At 61.8% G+C, this 16,803-nt stretch carries 15 protein-coding genes; 2 read left to right on the top strand and 13 right to left on the bottom strand.

Annotated features, from left to right (window positions below):
- Positions 1-237 precede the first annotated feature (237 nt).
- Positions 238-1,080, bottom strand: a complete 843-nt coding sequence (locus BW934_RS13290) for an RpnC/YadD family protein (RefSeq protein WP_076348913.1) — start codon at positions 1,078-1,080, stop codon at positions 238-240.
- Positions 1,081-1,168: 88 nt separating this feature from the next.
- Positions 1,169-3,835, bottom strand: a complete 2,667-nt coding sequence (locus BW934_RS13285; protein ID WP_076348911.1) for a DEAD/DEAH box helicase — start codon at positions 3,833-3,835, stop codon at positions 1,169-1,171.
- 148 nt (positions 3,836-3,983) lie between these two features.
- Here BW934_RS13285 and BW934_RS13280 point away from each other — a divergent pair, with 148 nt between their 5' ends.
- Complete coding sequence (locus BW934_RS13280) at positions 3,984-4,763, top strand: prepilin peptidase (RefSeq protein WP_076348909.1); 780 nt, start codon at positions 3,984-3,986, stop codon at positions 4,761-4,763.
- Between the two features lie 35 nt (positions 4,764-4,798).
- A complete protein-coding gene (locus tag BW934_RS13275) occupies positions 4,799-5,842 on the top strand; it encodes a type IV pilus twitching motility protein PilT (RefSeq protein ID WP_084182617.1) in 1,044 nt (347 codons plus the stop codon).
- A 227-nt stretch (positions 5,843-6,069) separates the two neighbouring features.
- Here the strand turns inward: BW934_RS13275 and gspM are convergent, their stop codons facing one another.
- The 11 genes from gspM to BW934_RS13220 all read right to left on the bottom strand — a co-directional run bounded on the left by gspM (position 6,070) and on the right by BW934_RS13220 (position 16,650).
- Positions 6,070-6,645: a type II secretion system protein GspM gene (gspM, locus tag BW934_RS13270; protein WP_076348907.1), complete on the bottom strand. Its 576-nt coding sequence runs from the start codon at positions 6,643-6,645 to the stop codon at positions 6,070-6,072.
- A complete protein-coding gene (locus BW934_RS13265) occupies positions 6,642-7,244 on the bottom strand; it encodes a PilN domain-containing protein (RefSeq protein ID WP_234969812.1) in 603 nt (200 codons plus the stop codon). Before BW934_RS13265 ends, gspM begins: the two co-directional genes overlap by 4 nt.
- 19 nt (positions 7,245-7,263) lie before the next feature.
- Positions 7,264-8,232 carry a type IV pilus biogenesis protein PilM gene (gene pilM / locus BW934_RS13260; RefSeq protein ID WP_076348903.1) on the bottom strand — a complete coding sequence of 323 codons (969 nt, stop codon included), beginning with the start codon at positions 8,230-8,232 and terminating at the stop codon, positions 7,264-7,266.
- Positions 8,233-8,297: 65 nt separating this feature from the next.
- The gene (locus BW934_RS13255) at positions 8,298-8,993 is read right to left on the bottom strand and encodes an FAM151 family protein (protein ID WP_076348901.1); all 696 of its coding nucleotides are present in this window, start codon (positions 8,991-8,993) and stop codon (positions 8,298-8,300) included.
- Between the two features lie 27 nt (positions 8,994-9,020).
- Positions 9,021-9,773, bottom strand: coding sequence for a prepilin-type N-terminal cleavage/methylation domain-containing protein (locus BW934_RS13250; RefSeq protein ID WP_076348899.1), 753 nt, complete (start codon positions 9,771-9,773; stop codon positions 9,021-9,023).
- A gap of 1 nt (position 9,774) precedes the next feature.
- Positions 9,775-10,641, bottom strand: coding sequence for a type II secretion system protein (locus tag BW934_RS13245; protein WP_076348897.1), 867 nt, complete (start codon positions 10,639-10,641; stop codon positions 9,775-9,777).
- A gap of 131 nt (positions 10,642-10,772) precedes the next feature.
- Positions 10,773-11,300 carry a prepilin-type N-terminal cleavage/methylation domain-containing protein gene (locus BW934_RS13240; RefSeq protein WP_076348895.1) on the bottom strand — a complete coding sequence of 176 codons (528 nt, stop codon included), beginning with the start codon at positions 11,298-11,300 and terminating at the stop codon, positions 10,773-10,775.
- 148 nt (positions 11,301-11,448) lie between these two features.
- A complete protein-coding gene (locus tag BW934_RS13235) occupies positions 11,449-12,687 on the bottom strand; it encodes a type II secretion system F family protein (protein WP_076348893.1) in 1,239 nt (412 codons plus the stop codon).
- Between the two features lie 14 nt (positions 12,688-12,701).
- A complete protein-coding gene (locus BW934_RS13230) occupies positions 12,702-14,369 on the bottom strand; it encodes a GspE/PulE family protein (RefSeq protein WP_084182615.1) in 1,668 nt (555 codons plus the stop codon).
- 36 nt (positions 14,370-14,405) lie between these two features.
- The gene (locus tag BW934_RS13225; RefSeq protein ID WP_076348891.1) at positions 14,406-15,560 is read right to left on the bottom strand and encodes a retropepsin-like aspartic protease; all 1,155 of its coding nucleotides are present in this window, start codon (positions 15,558-15,560) and stop codon (positions 14,406-14,408) included.
- A 7-nt stretch (positions 15,561-15,567) separates the two neighbouring features.
- On the bottom strand, positions 15,568-16,650 hold the full coding sequence (locus BW934_RS13220; RefSeq protein WP_076348889.1) for a homoserine dehydrogenase: 1,083 nt from the start codon (positions 16,648-16,650) through the stop codon (positions 15,568-15,570).
- Positions 16,651-16,803: the final 153 nt, after the last annotated feature.

Below are 16,803 nucleotides of genomic sequence, written 5' to 3'. Positions count from 1 at the left end.
GGGGAGTTTGATAAGAAAATAGAGGCCCGCCAATTTTCATCCGCCTCTTGTACCCAATCGGGCATGGCTGTTTACACAGTTCATTTTACACTCTCTTGGGGTGAAGTCCTTCTTTATTCTCGAAAAACCCTTGCTACACAAGGGCTCGTGATTCTGCAAAAGGCTCGATTTACAAAAAAGGGGCCAGAAATGAACTCTGAGCCCCATCCATCACGAAATCCGCCATCTACGGCACCTTCACTGCAGATGCTTTTTAAGCTCTTCCAGCTCTTCACGCGATAGCCCCGTGGCCTTTTCGATAACCCCTATCGGAACGCCTTCTGCGAGCAGATGATGTGCAATCTCCCGAGCTTTCAAAAGTTCACCCTTTTGAATCCCCTTCTGGATCCCCTTCTCCTCAAACTCCCGCTCCAGTTCACGCAACAGATCCGTCATCTCTAACACCCTCCTAAGCTGCTCCTTCTGTTCATCCCCCATTACACGTCCGCTAAAGCCCAATATCAGCGCCGCCAGATAGTTCTGCTCATGCACGTCCGGCACGCGCTGCACAACTTCGACAATCTCTTCAAACGCCTCTTCCCGGGTCCTACGCTCAAACCGCATGTGGAATGCGAAGGCCAAGCGCACCCGGTCTTCCTCCGTCCACGCGTGCGCGGACAGGTGGCGTTTCACAGTCTCCAGCGCCGCGTCTCCGTCCATCCGGCCCAGATACACGTTCTCGACCGCGTACCGCATGCTCCCGGCGTCGAGCTCCGACGGGGCCTCCGTCACGTCGCGCGTGTACAAAATGACCGTGCGGATCGGACGCTTGTAGCGCTCTGCCATGGCCCAATCGTACGTGCCGAATCGGTACAAGTTCGGCTCGCGCGTGGTCTGGAACTCGAGATGCAACAATCGTCCATCCACAAGCTCCAGCATGATGTCGGTAAACTCTTGCCGCACCTCAATTTTCGGCAATTCCGTCGGCAACGCGCGCACCACACGCGCGCTGCGTATCCCGATGACCGACAATACCTCGCCCGGCAAGGCGTTCGTCAGATGCTTGGCGACAATGTCGTTCCCGCTTCTCGCGATTCTCATCGTAGCCTCCGTTTGTCTCCAGTATACCGCGCTGTGCGCCTCTTGCGCGAATACGAGCGAACGCCATCGGCCGAGGCCGCCGGACGGCTCAGCCGCCTTCCGTCACGAGGCCTGTATTCAGGTCGTACCAGCCATAGCGGGTGACGCCAGGAATCCCGTCGACCATGTGAGCTTCAAGCTGAACGTCACAATCCTCATGGTCGCGGTCATTGCGGTAGATACCGCGGTATTGAAGTCCTTTCGGTGTATAGAAGACGTCGCGGACCTCATATTCCCTCCCTGCCTTGATGGCATACCCAACGCTTCCGGGCAGGATGACGCGCACCTTGTCCTCGGAAGAATTCTGTGATTCACTCACCGCGACCTCGGCGCGCTCAAGTGTGGCTGGTTCGCGCAGCGAAGCCATCCACGCATCCGCAACCTCCGCCAGGCCAGGTGACGAAAACGCTCGGTGATGTCGGAAGGTGCGGAACCTGCTCATCTGCTCCGCGACGCGCGCCAGAACGCCGTCTTCCATGATCCGAGCGGCCAGGTGCAGGCTTCCGTAGACGCGATCGTAGAGCGCGATGAAATGGACGCTGTCGGCTTTGGAACCATGACGGCCTTCTGCCGCCCAGCGCCCGATGCCGACGCCGATGTCTTGGGTGTCGAAGGGCACCACAAACGAGAACGCTTCCAAAAGGAGTTCCGCAAGTTCGGACAAGCGTTCCGCGCCTTGGAAGGCAGGGTGATGAAAGACGACGCCATGTGTTTTGTAATAGCGCTGAAAGGAACTTGAAGCGTAGTAGACGTCGCGCAGATCGAGGTGGTGCATCAGAGGGTACGAGAACTCATGCTTGGCCGATCCGCGGCGTTCGACAAAGCCCGTGACGGCCTCCCAAACTAAGATTTCACACTCGGCCATCCACCCCTCTCTCGCGCGCCAGACGCGGTCTCCCCGCTCCGGTTCGAGGCGCGGGTAGAGCTTGGGCTGAACGGTGAGCGGCCGGGTGTAGTACTGGCGTTCCGGTCGCACCTCAATGCGATTGCTCGAAGTGTAGACGCCCGTGACGCGATAACTTCTGCCCATGTAGCGATACACCGCACCAGGGTAGGCTTCGCGCAAGGCCTGCGAGTACGAAACGCGGCCCAAGCGGCTGATGTCCGAAAGGGACCGCATTTCGACCGTAAACTGGCGCTCCACATCGCGAAGATGGTAGGTGTGATGGGGATTCCCGCCTGCCTCAATTTTCATCCACTCCAGATCGCGCGGGGGCCGGTTCTGGCGCTCGGCTTGACAGATCTCCGCAAAGCCCTCAGGCCATGAAACGACGTCGGCGAGTTCGAACTCCTCACTGTCCCCATACGGCAGGTTCAGCGCGAGATCGTGCTCACCGCCCATGCTCGCCAGGCACAGGGCGTGAATGTACTGGGCGCGCGGGTGCTCCAAGTACAGCACGGCCTCGGTGAGTGGTCGGTCGAACAGTTGCGTTGGGTTCTCGAAGATGGCGTCGTCGGCAGCCGTGCCGCTGTGCACGACGATGACCCGCCCGGGCCGATGGCGACCAATGCGGCCAATGCGCTGAAGGAAGCTCGTTTGGAGCTGGGGGACGCCCACGAGAACGGCCACGTCCAAGTTCGGGATATCCATGCCGAGCTCGAGGGCACTCGTGCTGACGACCCCGCACAACTTCCCGGTTGTCAGACCCTCCTGAATGGCCGCGCGGTCCCTTTCTTCGTAGCCAGAGCGGTACGGGAGGATGCCGCTTGCGAGCATGTCGTCCATGTGGGCCTCGAGGTTGGCTTCGTCGAGATCGTCGGCGCGCTGTAAGATGGAACCGAGCACCTCCACCTGTAGTCGGCTGTCGAGGAAGGCGATGGCGCGCACACCTTCGGAAATGGCAATTTGGCGGAGAAGCTGAGCCACCGCTTGCAGGCGGTCTTTGCCGGACGGGGGTTCCACAAAGTCGAACGTCACGGCGTGACGAGGTGACGTATCCTGCTCCGGCCCAATGACCACAAACGCCCTGCCGAACAGTTTCTCGAGGTGAGCGCTCGGGTTCTCGATGGTCGCGGACGCCGCGACGATGCGAAAGCCGGACCCTAACACGTGTGCGGCATGGGCCAAGCGGCGGAACAAGAACGCGCTGTTTGTGCCCATCACGCCCGTGTACGTGTGGATCTCGTCCACCACGACTAAACGCAGGTGCTGAAAGAAGATCCGCACCGTTTTGGAGCCGAGAGACGGCAGCAGCCACGCGTGCACGACGTCTGGCGTCATGATGATCACGTCGTGTTGCATGAGGATATCCTCCCGGCTTGGGCGCGGCACACCGCCGTCGATCACGCCCACCGTAAAAGGCAGTTCCGCTTTGCGAAAGGCATCGCGCCATCGCTCGGCCTGTTCGCGGCCGAGCGCCCGCGTCGGATACATGGCGAGCACGCGCGCCTTATAGCGCTGGGACAAAATGTGGATCCCGGCGGCAAAAAAGAGCGCACTCTTGCCCGACGCGGTGCCTGTCGCCAAGCACACGGAGTTGCCCCCTATGGCCTCGCGCACGGCAGCCATTTGATGCCGGTACAACCCTTGAGGAAACGCTCGTTCCAGATAGGCTCGCGCGTGAGGGTGCAAATGGGGCGGAGCCAAACCCCACGGTTCAACCTCCGCGTCCCGCCCCGGCCGCCGCACCCGGCGCACGAGGCTCCAACCCGCATCTCGGTAAAATGCGTCCGTATCGACGCCTATCCCCCCGTTTCCTGCCTTTCTCTTCAACATAGCAAATTGGACGAAGTTGTCATGGTAAAGCCGTACAAAAGCTTGTCCAATTGCGTCGACTTAGCAGGAATTTGGGCGATCGAGAGCGTATTGGTTTGTATAACCAAACTCGCACAGGTCAGCCAGAGGTGCCATAGGGGAGCGGAACATGCCTCAGGAGTCGCTTCTTCGCGAGATGCTCGTGATCCTCGCGCTTTTCTACGGACTTATCTTCGGATCGTTTGCCAACGTGGTGGGCTATCGCCTTCCGCGCGGGGAGAGCGTGGTCTGGCCGGGATCGCACTGCCCGAATTGCAATCGGCCCCTGAGAGCTTGGGAGCTCGTCCCCGTCCTGTCGTGGCTGGCGCTTGGCGGACGGTGCCGCACGTGCAAGGCTCGTATCTCGTGGAGGTATCCGGCCATCGAGCTCGCCACGGGCGCGGCGTTTGTGCTGTCGGCCGTGACAGCCAGGGACAATCTCGCCCAGGTCGGCGTGTGGTGGGCGTTTTGGACGTACCTCGCGTCGGCGGTCGCGTGCGATCTCACGTCGCTCCTCTTGCCGAACGTGCTCACACTGCCTGCGGGGCTTCTCTTCTTCCTCGGGAGCAGCCTGACCGGCATTCGCTCCTGGCTCCTCGCGGCCACGGGAGCCGCGGTCGGGTACGTGATCGTGGCGGCCATTCATCTCATGACAGGCGGCAAGATGGGCATGGGCGATGCGAAGCTGAATCTCGCCATCGGCGCGATGCTTGGGCCTGGGTACATGGTCATGGCCTTCGTACTCGCCGCCATCTACGGCGTCCTGGCGGCGCTGCCCCTGCGCCTCGCGGGTCGGGTCAAGGCGCAGCAACTCATCCCTTTCGCCCCGTTTCTGGCGCTCGGCGCGGCCACGTGTGCCTTCGTCGGCCCGGATCTGTGGCACCTGTACGCGGACCTGACAGGCCTGTAACGCGCGATCTCGGCCGCATCCAAGGGAGGGTTCAAATCGTGCAGATCGATGAAATCCTAGCGCTGGCGAAAGAGAAAGAAGCTTCAGACGTTCACCTCTCGGCAGGGGCGCCCGTGACCTACCGGGTGCATGGGGACCTGGAACCCATGGGCTCAAAACTCCTGCCCATGGACCTCGAGACCTTCGCCCGGCAGATGCTTTCCGACGAGCGGTGGCAGCGGTTCATGGAGGCGGGCGAGATCGACTTCTCTTACAGTATCCCGGGCGTGGCCCGCTTCCGCGTCAACGCGTACCGGCAGCGCGGGTCCATCAGCATTGCGGCGCGACTCATCCCGCAGCGCATCCCCACGATGGAGGAGCTCGGGCTGCCGAGCGTATTCAAGACGCTCATGAACCGCCCCTACGGGTTGGTCCTGGTGACGGGCCCCACCGGCAGCGGAAAGAGCACCACGCTCGCCGCCGTGCTCGACGCCATCAACCAAACGCAGCGCCGGCACATCATCACGTTGGAGGACCCCATCGAATACCTGCACTCGCACAAGCTGTCCATCATTGATCAGCGCGAGATCGGCCAGGATACCTCGGGCTTCGCCACCGCGTTGCGCGCGGCCCTTCGCCAAGACCCGGACATCCTGCTCGTCGGCGAGATGCGCGACCTCGAGACGATCTCGACGGCCATCACGGCGTCCGAGACGGGCCACCTGGTGTTCGCGACGCTGCACACCTCGGATGCCGTGCAGACGGTCGAGCGCATCATCGACGTGTTCCCGCCGGAACAGCAGGGGCAAATCCGCATCCAGCTCGCGGGCGTGCTCGCAGGCGTCGTATCGCAGCGGCTTCACCGGACGCGCGACGGACGCGGGCGCATCGCGTCGTTTGAGGTGCTCGTGAACACGCCGGCCGTAGCCAACCTGATCCGCAGCGGCAAGACGCACCAGATCGCCGCCATGATGCAGACAGGACGCCAATTCGGCATGATCACGATGGAGATGAGCATTCGCGATCTCGTGCAACAGGGAAAAATATCGCCGGCGGTGCTCCGCCAGTGGCAACCCGCACAGCTCACCCAGCAGTCGTGATCGGCCAATTTCCGCCCGGTCCCCGGCGAGCCAGTCGGCGAGCGGTCGACGGGCGGTCGGCGAGCGCAGCGCTCGAGCCAATAACACGAACCTCACCGCTGGGGTCGCCAGCGGGGAGGTTTTCCGTTCGGGCGTCTTGCCCCGCCACAGGGGCAGAACGGTGCCTTTGCAGCGGAGCGCCGATGACCCGCGCGGATGGCGTGGATGGCAGGCCGATCCCGTCGATCTCAGTTGGTTCTGTAGTACGCGTAGAGCGTGAAGTTCGCCGTCGCGCCGCTTGCCGTCCCGGTTTCGCTCTGAAGGGTCACGGTGAACAAGCGCGGCGCGCGCACGATGTCGTCGAAAAACGACTCCACGTCCGACGCACTGCCCGTGATCGTCAGGTTATACTGCAGGCTCTGAAGGCCGCCCCCGGCCGGGATCGCCCCTGCGCCACTGCCCGCTGTGCTCCCCGCCGGCGCCGCTCCGCCGCCCTGCGGGATCTGCACCGAGACAAGCGTCACCTTGTCCTTCTGAGCGATTTGGTTGATGATCTCGAGCGCGTTCGCCTCATGAGGCCCGATGGGAACGCGCGACAACACCGTCTTCCCCTTCTGCTCCTGCTGCTGCTGGCGCGCGTGCATCTCGCCCAGCGACGCGAGCGTCTGCTCGAGCGAGGCGCGCTGTGTCGCCACGTTGGCCAGTTCGTCGAGCGCCGGACGCACGCCCAGGAGGTACACCAGGGCGAGCACGACGACAAGCAAGAGCACCAGCAAAATCGACTTGTCCCGCTGTGTGAGCGATCTCGACATGGAAATCTTCACGGCGCGGCACCTCCCGACTTCAGCGCAAGCGTCAGCGTGTAGGCATATCGCTCGCTCGATCCGCCCCCTTGCGCCACGATGGCGTGCCCCACGTTCTGTACGGCCGGCTGTGCCCCCGCAGGGACGCTGCTGCCCCCACCCGACTCAAGCGCCGCTGCGGAGAACGAGGCGCTCGCCGTAAACGGCTCGCGCGCGAGCGCGGCCTCAAAGGCCGCCACACTCGCCACACTGCCGCTTCGGCCCGAGATGGTGAGCGACGATCCCGTCTGCTGCATCGCATCCACCGTTGTCCCCGGAGGGAGGTCCCGCGCGAACGCGTCAAGGATGATGTCGTAGTTCACGCTGGTCGACACGATCTGCTGAGCCGCCGTTTCCTCTTGAGCGGACGATCCCATGTTCATCGGCTGCGTTTGCGCCTGGAGCAGCTGCACCTGTTGCTGCAACTGATTCAGCGAGGCGGCCGATCTCGCCGCAGCCAGGTGAGACACGACAATCGCCGCGGCGCAGACCACCACCACGCTGGTCCCCATCACGATCCACGGCCATCGCCCGCGCACCGGCGCGCGCATGCGGGCGGACGCGCGGACCGGTCTCGGCATGAGGTTGATATCCACGGTGTCACACCCCTCTCAGCGCGAGGCCAATGGCCGCGGCGTAGTCGGCGAGATCGGCCATGCGATGGGCCTCCGGGCCAATTTCACAGTTGCGGCGGATCATCTCGGCCACGGGCAGGACCTCACACGGCATCCCGATGCGCTCTTCCAGGGCTTGCAGGTGTTCGGTGGCGTCGACTTCCCGCGGCAGGGTGATAAACAGCCGCTCAAAACCCGCATCGCGCTGGTTAAGCGTGTACATGAAGAAGTTCATCGTGCGCTCGATCTCGACGTCAAACTGGCTGACGAAGTCGAACGCGGGCACGTCCGCCGTCGGCGCGAGCGCCACGGGAATTTGGCGGGACAAGTAGAGCAGGCCGTCATGGAAGACATGCATGTCCACCGTGTCCTCGCCGGTCTCGAGCAGGAGAAAGCTTTTCGGAAGATCTGGACGAAACCGGCGGATGAAGCGAAACAGCGCAAGCGCGTGGATGTCGATGCTGTGCGGCCGCACGCCCAGTTGCCGAAACGCCTGCACGATGTCCTGCACCCGAGACTTATCGGCCGCGACGAGCAGCACGCTCAGGCTATCGGCCTCGCCGTCTGGCGGTTCACACTGGACGTAGTCGTAGGCCGCCTCGTCGAACGGAAGGTGGATATTGTGCTGAATTTGAATTTCAATGGCGCTCGCGAGTTCTCTTTCGCTGACCGCAGGAAGCGTAATCTGCCGAATGACGCTAAACCGAGAAGGCAGCGCAACGTGCACGGCGAGCGTCTTCCTGCGAGCGGCATCGAAGGCGCGACTGAGCATGGGGGCGAGCGCAAAGGTCGGATAGGGATCCGAAACGGTCTGGGCGAGATCCCAGGGTTCTGTCACGAGTCGGGTCACGCGGAGCGGTTTGCCGGGTTCGACTTCTGCGATGCGGATTCCGGCATCACAGACATCGACGCCGACAGCACTTCTGCGAGAGGATTTCGATAGACGCAATGGCATCCCTTTACCCCTTCCACTCTTGTTGCTTTTGGAGCTCGCTTTCTCGATGCTACCGCTCCTCTATCTCAGTCCTGCGTAATCTGCAGGACCCATTGAAAGGTGTTGGGGTTGAACACGTACGTGGCGTTGTAATACATTGAGTAGCCGCCCTGAGCGCTCTGCACCTGAATCACGGCATGAGGCTGGACGTAGTTCGGCGACAGCGTCAGCACGGCCTGCAACAGGTCCGCTGCCAGTTCGAGAGAGTCCCACGCGCTTGACCAGGGCTGCACCGTGCCCGCAAGATTTTGTAATTGGGAAATTTGATTTTGGAGCTGCTGACTCCAGGAGGTGGTATACGTGTAGACGATGCTCCCCTGCATTTGCTGGCTGGAGAGCGCTGGGAACACCTTCTGATTCAGTGCGTTGGTCAAATCCTGCATGGTCACCAGCTGAAGCGATTGGCCCGTTAGAAACGAAACAAACGATGCCCCCCAAAATGTCAACCAGGCAAGCAATTGCGAGATAGGGTTTGTCGACAAGGAGACCGTCGCCTGCTGCGCAGCGGACTGCATGGCCGACAGCGCAGCCTGGTCGAAGGAGGCCTGAGACTGAAACGCGGTCCTCTGATCTTGAATTTGGCCCAGGCCACCCATTCGCAGCGTATACCGGCTCCACACAAGCGCGGTACTGACGAGCGAGGTGAGAATGACGACGTAGACCATAGACCACAGCAGAGACAATCCGCGTTCTCCGCGCCGCGCTTCATGATGGCGTTTCATCAGGATCCCCCCTGATCCCGGCCGTGATCACCCTTGATTCATGTCATGATAGCCAGCCGTGACGGCGTACGTCTGCATCTGACCACTCGGGGCGCGATACGTGGCCGATAGCTTGAGGATAAAGCCGTGAATCACAGTCCCACTGGGCACGGCCGCCGTTGAAATGCCCTGGGACGATGTGTTGCCATAAAACAACTGCGTAAAGATTTGAGACCACGTCGTCGAGTTGGTCGAACTGGTGGCAGAAGCGCCGATGTTAGGAAGATACCACTGCACGTTCACGTTTTGCGCCAGCAGTTGTCCGCTGAAGTTTGGCAGGTTTCCCGACTGAGTGGTGGGCGCCCCATATACGTTCCACAGCTGATTAGGTTGTTGTACGAAGTCAAAGACATAAAAACACTGAGCATTGGCGACCCCTGATGACACGCTGCCAGACGAAATCGTCGTCGTGTTGACCAGCCATGGTTGCCCAGGCACAACCACGTTGCCGACGGTCTGCCCCTTGCGGAAGAGCCAGATCGCGATGTTACCAGTGGTGTATTGCAACTGCATGTACGTCGCTGATTGCGTCATCTCTGACAACGCATGTTCGACCGTCAGAACACTCTCCATTGCCTGGTTCGCCCCTGTCAAGCGCTGCGAGCGGAGGGCCACTTGCCAAATGGTACCCACGAGTGCCGTTGCTACGATGGCCGTGATTAAAATGGCCACCATCGTTTCAAGCAAGGTCATGCCCCTATCGCGCGAAAGCGGCGGTCGACAGCCCCGTTTTCTCTTCATATCATCCCACCACCGGCACCGTGACGGTCGCCCTCGCCCCGTGTGGGCTTGTAACCGTCACCGTGTAGTTCCACACGCTTGGCATGGAGCCACTGCCCGCCGACACGCGCTGCGCGTTGACCGTGCACTTGTAACCGTCCATCAGCGTATAGGGAGCATTCCACATTTGCCCACCCCGAACGAGAGCCAAGACGAACTCCGTGTACGTCATGGTTCCCGACAGACTGCCCGGAGCCGACTCCGTCGACAGACTGGAAGGAGATGGGATATACAATACCGAGTCTGGTGCCGGAGGATTATCGCCGAGCGCGTCTCCAGGAACGACGATTTCAAACGGGACGAGCGCCTGTTGGTGCTGGAGAATGTTCTGCTGAATCGTCGGGATCTGCCCCTGCTGGGACCATTGTTGCAGTTGGTAGGCCCATTGCTGAGATGGACTGTTAATCCATTGCGCAACCAAGTTTTCTAAATCGAGGTTCCCCCAGGCTCCAGACGCAATCAAGCTATTTAAAAGCGACGCCCATACCGTGGACACCGCGGTCTGAAAAATTTGCAGTGACGAAAACAGTGTGGCGATGATGTTGCCACCGTTCGTCGACAGAATTGTCTGTTGCGTCACAGGCGCAAAGACGTTAATCTGCGCATTTGGATCCCGGTCTCGTATCTCCTCAGCAATGGTCGTCGCCAAGCCTAACGCCTTGGAGTACTCCGCCTCTTTGAGTTGCCCGGCCTGCACCGACTCGACAGCAAACAGCGCTGCCGTGCCAGCGATCACGATGATGACCACGCTCGCCAACACCTCAATGAGGGTGAACCCTTTTGCGCGCCAACATTTCATCGCTTCGGCCGTGCGCCTCGCACGCTGCAAGCTCGGTACCCCCTCTCGACAGACCCCTCAAAGTTGGGGAGATGACCCCCATAGCTGTGAGGCGTCATGTACGCAGAAAGCCCCCACAAGGGGAGCTTTCTGGAATACGCTCAGGGCCCTCAGGCCTAAGATCATTGAATGGTAATGTACCAGCTCTGGATGCCACCCGTGCTGTTGGGATATGTGAAGGTTACGTACGGAGCCGTCTGGCTGCCTGACGGCGTGCCCGCCACAATCGTGAAGTTGCCCGTCTGCGACTGCGGCGACGGCACGCTCGTCAGATATCCGTTGCCCGAGCCGTTGCCGAGAAGGTAGTTGTAAACGGGCGTCGCATTGTTAAGTGTATTATTCGCAACCTGCCCGATGTTGGCCCCGCTTCCGTTGACAATCGCGCCGTTTGTGATGCCCAAGACGCCCTGGTTCGTGGAGTTCGACTGATAATCGTACTCCGCGCGCTGCAGCGCGTCGGCAATCAGTTGCTCGTTCGATTTGTCCGTGTTCACGCGCGCCTTTTGAATCTGCGCCAAGACAATCGGCACACCGACCGCGGCCAGAATTGCCAAAATCACGACCACGGCCAGCATCTCAATCAGCGTCACGCCGCGCTGATCCCGCACCTTCTGTTTCAAATTCGAAATCTTCGTTTTCATCTGAAGCATAAGACCGCCCCTTCCCCTTCGCCCGACATCTTCCGAGCTCACTTGTCGAATGAGGACCCTTGATGGCACCTATTATACTGGCAAGATGTGCACTTGTACATGCATTCTAGTCAAATTGGCCACAATTTTCGTAGGCTCGTACCCTTCATCAGGAGACGCCGTAGGAGCCGAGGTTGTTGTACAAGGAGAACATGGGCAGAAGCACGGACAGGGCAATGATGCCCACCACGCCGGAGAGCACCGTCGTCAACAGAGGCTCCAACAGCTGCCTGAGCCGCTCCACCATCACCTCCAATTCGGACTCGTAAAAGGTCGCGACGCGCGCCAGCATGTCGTCCAAATGGCCCGTCGTCTCGCCCACGCGCACCATCTGCACCATGAGGGGCGTGAACGCGCCCGACTGCTGCAGCGCCTCGGACAGCGCTCCGCCTTGCCCAAGCGTGTCCCGGGCGCGCCGCAGGCTCACGCGGACGTAGCGATTGTCCACCGCGTCCGCCGCGAGCGACATCGACGTCAAGGCCGGCAGCGCCGCGTGAAACAGCATGGCGAGCGTGCGCGCCGACTGCGCCATCGCGCGATATCGAAGCAGCTTCCCAAAAATCGGGATACGCAACATCCACCGATCTCGCCAGTACCGGCTCTCGTTGTGGCGGCTCACGAAGATCCACGCGCCGACGAGCATCAGCAGAAGCAAAAGCGCCAAGTACCAAAAGCGCTTGATGGCGTCCGCAGACACGAGAACAATTCTTGTTGGCAAGGGCAAGGTCACATGCATTGAGGCGAAGACCGACACGAACGAGGGAATCACATTGATCATCAGAAACCCCGCCACCAGGACGGACATGACGGAGACAAGCGCCGGATACATCAGGGCCGACTTGATCTTGGATACCGTCTCGCGCTGCGACTCTTCAAAGCGCGCTGTCGACTCCAGCACCTCTTCCAGCGAGCCGCTCGCTTCGCCCGCGCGGACCATCTGCACAAACATCGGCGGAAAGACCCGTGGATGGTCCGCCAGGCTTTCCCACAGCGCAGTCCCCCCCTCGACCTTGACCGCCACGTCGGCCACCGCCCGCTTCAGCGGTCCCTTGCCGAGCTGCTCCTCCAGCACCTGCAGCGCCGGTACGAGCGGCACACCCGCGCGGACGAGCGTCGCGAACTGCCGGCAGAATGGCACGAAGTCCTCGGATTTCACCTTCGGTTCCAGGAAGCTCAGCTTCAGCTCCCGGTTCCAGAAGTCCGACTTCTCGCTCATCGCCTTGAGGCCCACCACAAACAGCCCCCGCTCGCCCAGGGCCCGAATGGCGTCAGCCTCCGACTCCGCTTCAATCTTCCCCCGCTCGCGCCGGTTCGGGCGGGCAATCGCCTCATACCGGTACACGCTCACCTCGCATCACCTCCTCACGTCACCGCGGTCACCCGCAGCACCTCTTGCAACGTCGTCTTCCCCTGCAGTGCCTTCTCCAGTCCATCCTGAAACATCGTCCGCATGCCCTGTTCTTTCGCCGCACGCACGTACTCGTCGGTCGATCGCGACGTCAGGATGAGCCGCGCGATCTCGTCGTCCACCTCGAGCACCTCCTGCACCGCCATGCGCCCCTTGAAGCCCGTGTGCCCGCAGGCCGGACAGCCCGTCCCTTCCACCACGGACTCCGGCGCCAGCCCGTTTTCCTCGAAGATTTCGCGCTCAAGCGGCGTGACCGCGCGCTCGCGCTTGCATCGCGAGCAGATGACCCGCACCAGCCTCTGCGCCACAACGCCTGTCACGCCAGAGGCCATCATGTACGGCGGAACCCCCATGTCCATCAACCGATTGATGGCGCTCGCCGCGTCGTTGGTGTGCAGGGTCGACAGCACGCGGTGGCCCGTGAGCGCCGCGCGCATGGCGATCTCGGCCGTCTCATTGTCGCGAATCTCCCCCACCATGATGATGTCGGGATCCTGGCGGAGGATGGCGCGCAGCCCCCTTGCGAACGTAAGGCCCGCCGCCGGGTTCACCTGCACCTGATTGACCCCCTCGAGCTGGTACTCAATCGGGTCCTCGATGGTGATGACATTGACCTCCGGCGTCGACAGCCGTTTTAAGGCGGCGTACAAGGTCGACGTCTTGCCCGATCCCGTCGGCCCCGTGATCAACACCGCGCCATACGGGCGCGTGATCATGCGCTCAAAGCGGGCGAGGTTCTCCGGCGAAAAGCCAAGCTCATGCATCGTGAAAGCGCGCTTGCCGAGATCGAAAACGCGCAACACCACCTTCTCGCCGTGCGCGGTCGGCATGGTGGAGACGCGGACGTCGACGCGGTGGCCTTCCTCCGAAAATTCAAACCTTCCGTCCTGCGGCAGCCGCTGCTCGGCGATGTTGAGCCGGGCCATAATTTTGACGCGAGCCACGAGCCCGCTCTGCAAGTTGCGCGGGATGACGCGCTCCGTGCGTAGAAACCCGTCGACGCGAAAACGGAGCACCACGCCATCGGCCTGCGGATCGAGGTGGACGTCGGAGGCGCCGGCGTCGGCGGCCTCGACGAGGATTTGGTTCAGCGCGCGCACGACCGGCGAGTCGGCCGCCCGGCTTTCCTGCTCCGGCTCCGGGCGCTGCAGCGCAGACTCGGCGATGGATCGGATGGCCGACTCGAACACTTCGTTGCCTCGGTAGTGGCGAGAGATGGCCGCCTGGATGTCCTGCCTCGTGGCGATGGACGGCATGATGACGAGATTGGTGGACCGGCGCAGATCGTCAATGGCGTAGTAGTCGAGCGGATCCGCCATGGCGACGTGCAGCCGGTTGCCCACCTTGCGATACGGGATGAGGACATACGTCTCGGCGAGGCGCTCCGGCACGAGCTTCAGCACCTCGGGGTCAATTTTCATGTTGGCGAGGATCACGTGCGGGATGCCAAGCTGAAATTCGAGCACCTCGACGAGCTGCTGTTCGGTGATGTACCCGCTGTTGATGAGAATATCGCCGAGCCGGGCTCCGGTCTCGCGCTGTTCGGCGAGCGCCATCTCGAGCTGTTCGGGCGCCAGCATGCCCGATTCCACGAGGAGCTCACCCATGCGCTTTCGTGCCAAGCGCCATCACCTCCATCGTCGCGTCTAGGCGGGCTCTCAGCCCTTGAGGATGTACATCATCCCTTGAGACTGAGAGACAAGCAAGTCATATCCATTTTGCTGGAAGAATTCATAGCCCAAAAGCGGGATGCCCGTCCAACTGGGATCCACGATGCAGGGCACATCGGGAAAGACGTGGTTGCCAATCTGCAGCGTGATTTTGCTCAGGTAGGCTTCGTCTGTCCCGCCGATCCCGCCCACCTCGATGGTTCCAAGATTGGGGAGATTCAGCTGGGACGCGAGTTGTTGCCCAATCAGCGTCTCAAACGCACCGGTGTCGAGCTGGAATGTGGCGATGTGATTGCCGCTTGAGGCCTGGAAGAACACGGCGTTCTGAGAAAAGGTCACAGGCGTCGCGGCCACGACGGTTTCCGCTCCTATGTTGGGCGCCGCATTTTGTGCTGTGCCATTGGACGCCGCATTTTGTGGCGCGGACGCCTTAGCCGGCTGGAACGGAACCGAGAGCGTCTGCCGCACGGTCGTTCCCGATGGCGTCTTCCAGCTCACCGTGACATAGACGGTTTCGGCCGTGTTATCGGCAATCCCGCCCTGCCACGTTCCCGTCCCATCCGTCGCCGCCTGGATCGAGGACGCCCCTGTGGAGGGCTCCAACTGACTAAACCCGGTCGTGGAAACCGAGATGGTCTGCCCGGGAACGGGATTGTCCCCATCGAGCGTGGTAACCGTGATCAGCGCGACGGATCCCGCCGTGGCCTGTGAAGCCTGAATCAAAAGCGAATAGTCGTGCTTCACCGGCCGGCTGACAAACTCAAAGCCGCCGCCCTTGAGCGGTATGGCCCGGACCGATGGAGCGAGGACCGACCAAGGAACATACGTCTTCCCCCGATACACCACGCCCTCCACGTTGCCGCCGGTCAGGGCGACCATGCCATTGCCGAGATCGACGTACGGGGTGTGAAATGCCTTGAAGGCCGACTCCTCGACATACGTGTCTTCGCCGACGCAGATGGCGTCGTACAACCTGCCTTGAATGATGACGCGCACGTGGCCGGGCGCGAGCTTGACGTGCGGCACGCTCGACGCGGTGCGCACGGCCGCGTGGGCGGAGGGAGCTTCGGAAAACGCGGTCGCCGCAAGGGTAAAGGATGCAAGAGACGCAAGGGATGCAAGACGTGCGCGACGAGAGATCATAATCCGCCTACCTTCTGGATGAATTCACTCGCCACTCTAATTCGTCCTCGACCCGCGCGTTTCCTGCATGCGGCACTGCGACCAGCTGCACGACGTCTTCAAGGACCGCGCTGGCCGTCGGCAGCGCCCCGGCACCTGGTCCGGTGAGGGTCACGGTCCCCACCACGTCCCCCGTGATGACCAGCGCATTTTCGACGCCGTCGATCCCATAGAGAGGATCCGATGGCGCAAGCGACTCGACGCGCACCGTGGCCTCCACCACGCCGTCCTCGCGCCAACAGGCGCTCGCCACGTGTTTCAACTTTTCTCCACGCAATTTCGCCCTGCGCACATCGTCGGCGCTCAGATGCGAAATTCCCTCGCGCGGAACAGCGAGGTACGCCCGTGGTCGCTCGGCCGCATGCACCTCACCCTCTTCCGGCACGGGCAATTCCTGCCGCAGCGGCTCGGTGTCGACGCCGAGCACCTGCAGGAGGACCTGGAGCTTGAAGAACGCGTCGTGGCCCTCGACGTCCGACGTCGGGTCTGGTTCGGCGTAGCCCAGGGCCTGTGCTTCCGAAAGGGCGTCGGCGAAGCTGGTGCCGCGATCGCCCATCTGGGTCAGGATGTAGTTGCTCGTGCCGTTCACAATCCCGCGCAGCGCAGTGACGCGGTTTGCGCGGAAATACGTGGTCAGCGTGTGAATCACCGGCACGCCGCCGAGGACGCTCGCCTCGTAGCGGAGCGCCACGCCGTGCTGTTCCGCCAGAGCCCGAAGCGCTGGGCCGTGCGCCGCCATGAGTGCCTTGTTCGCTGTAACCACGGGCTTGCCGGCGCTAAGCGCGGTGCGCACGACCTCGTGCGCCACGTCGACGCCACCCATCACCTCGATCACGACGTCGACATCGTCCGCGACGCAGACGGATCGCCAGTCGTCCGTGAGCTTTTCGCGCGGCACGTACGCCGGCCGCGGGCGGGACAGATGTTTCACCGCAATGCGAGAAGCCTCAAGCTCCAGGCTGCCCAACGTTCCGCCGCGATCGTGCAAGACGCGAAGCACGCCGCTTCCAACGACACCGCAACCGATGAGACCCAGTCGAACGCGCTTCAATCTATCTCTCGCCGCCTTTCCATTGTGAGAAGTCCTGGAGAATCGCGCCATCCCCAGATGGCTGGAAGGTCCACCCCAAGCTTCAGGGATCGGCACTTCCATATAGCAAAAGGGCATCCTTTCGGATGCCCTTCCTGAGAAACGAAGCAACGA

This window comes from Alicyclobacillus vulcanalis (assembly GCF_900156755.1).
GTDB lineage: Bacteria > Bacillota > Bacilli > Alicyclobacillales > Alicyclobacillaceae > Alicyclobacillus > Alicyclobacillus vulcanalis.
The sequence above is the reverse complement of the archived record's forward strand: the minus strand, read 5'-3'. Positions and strand labels throughout refer to the sequence as shown.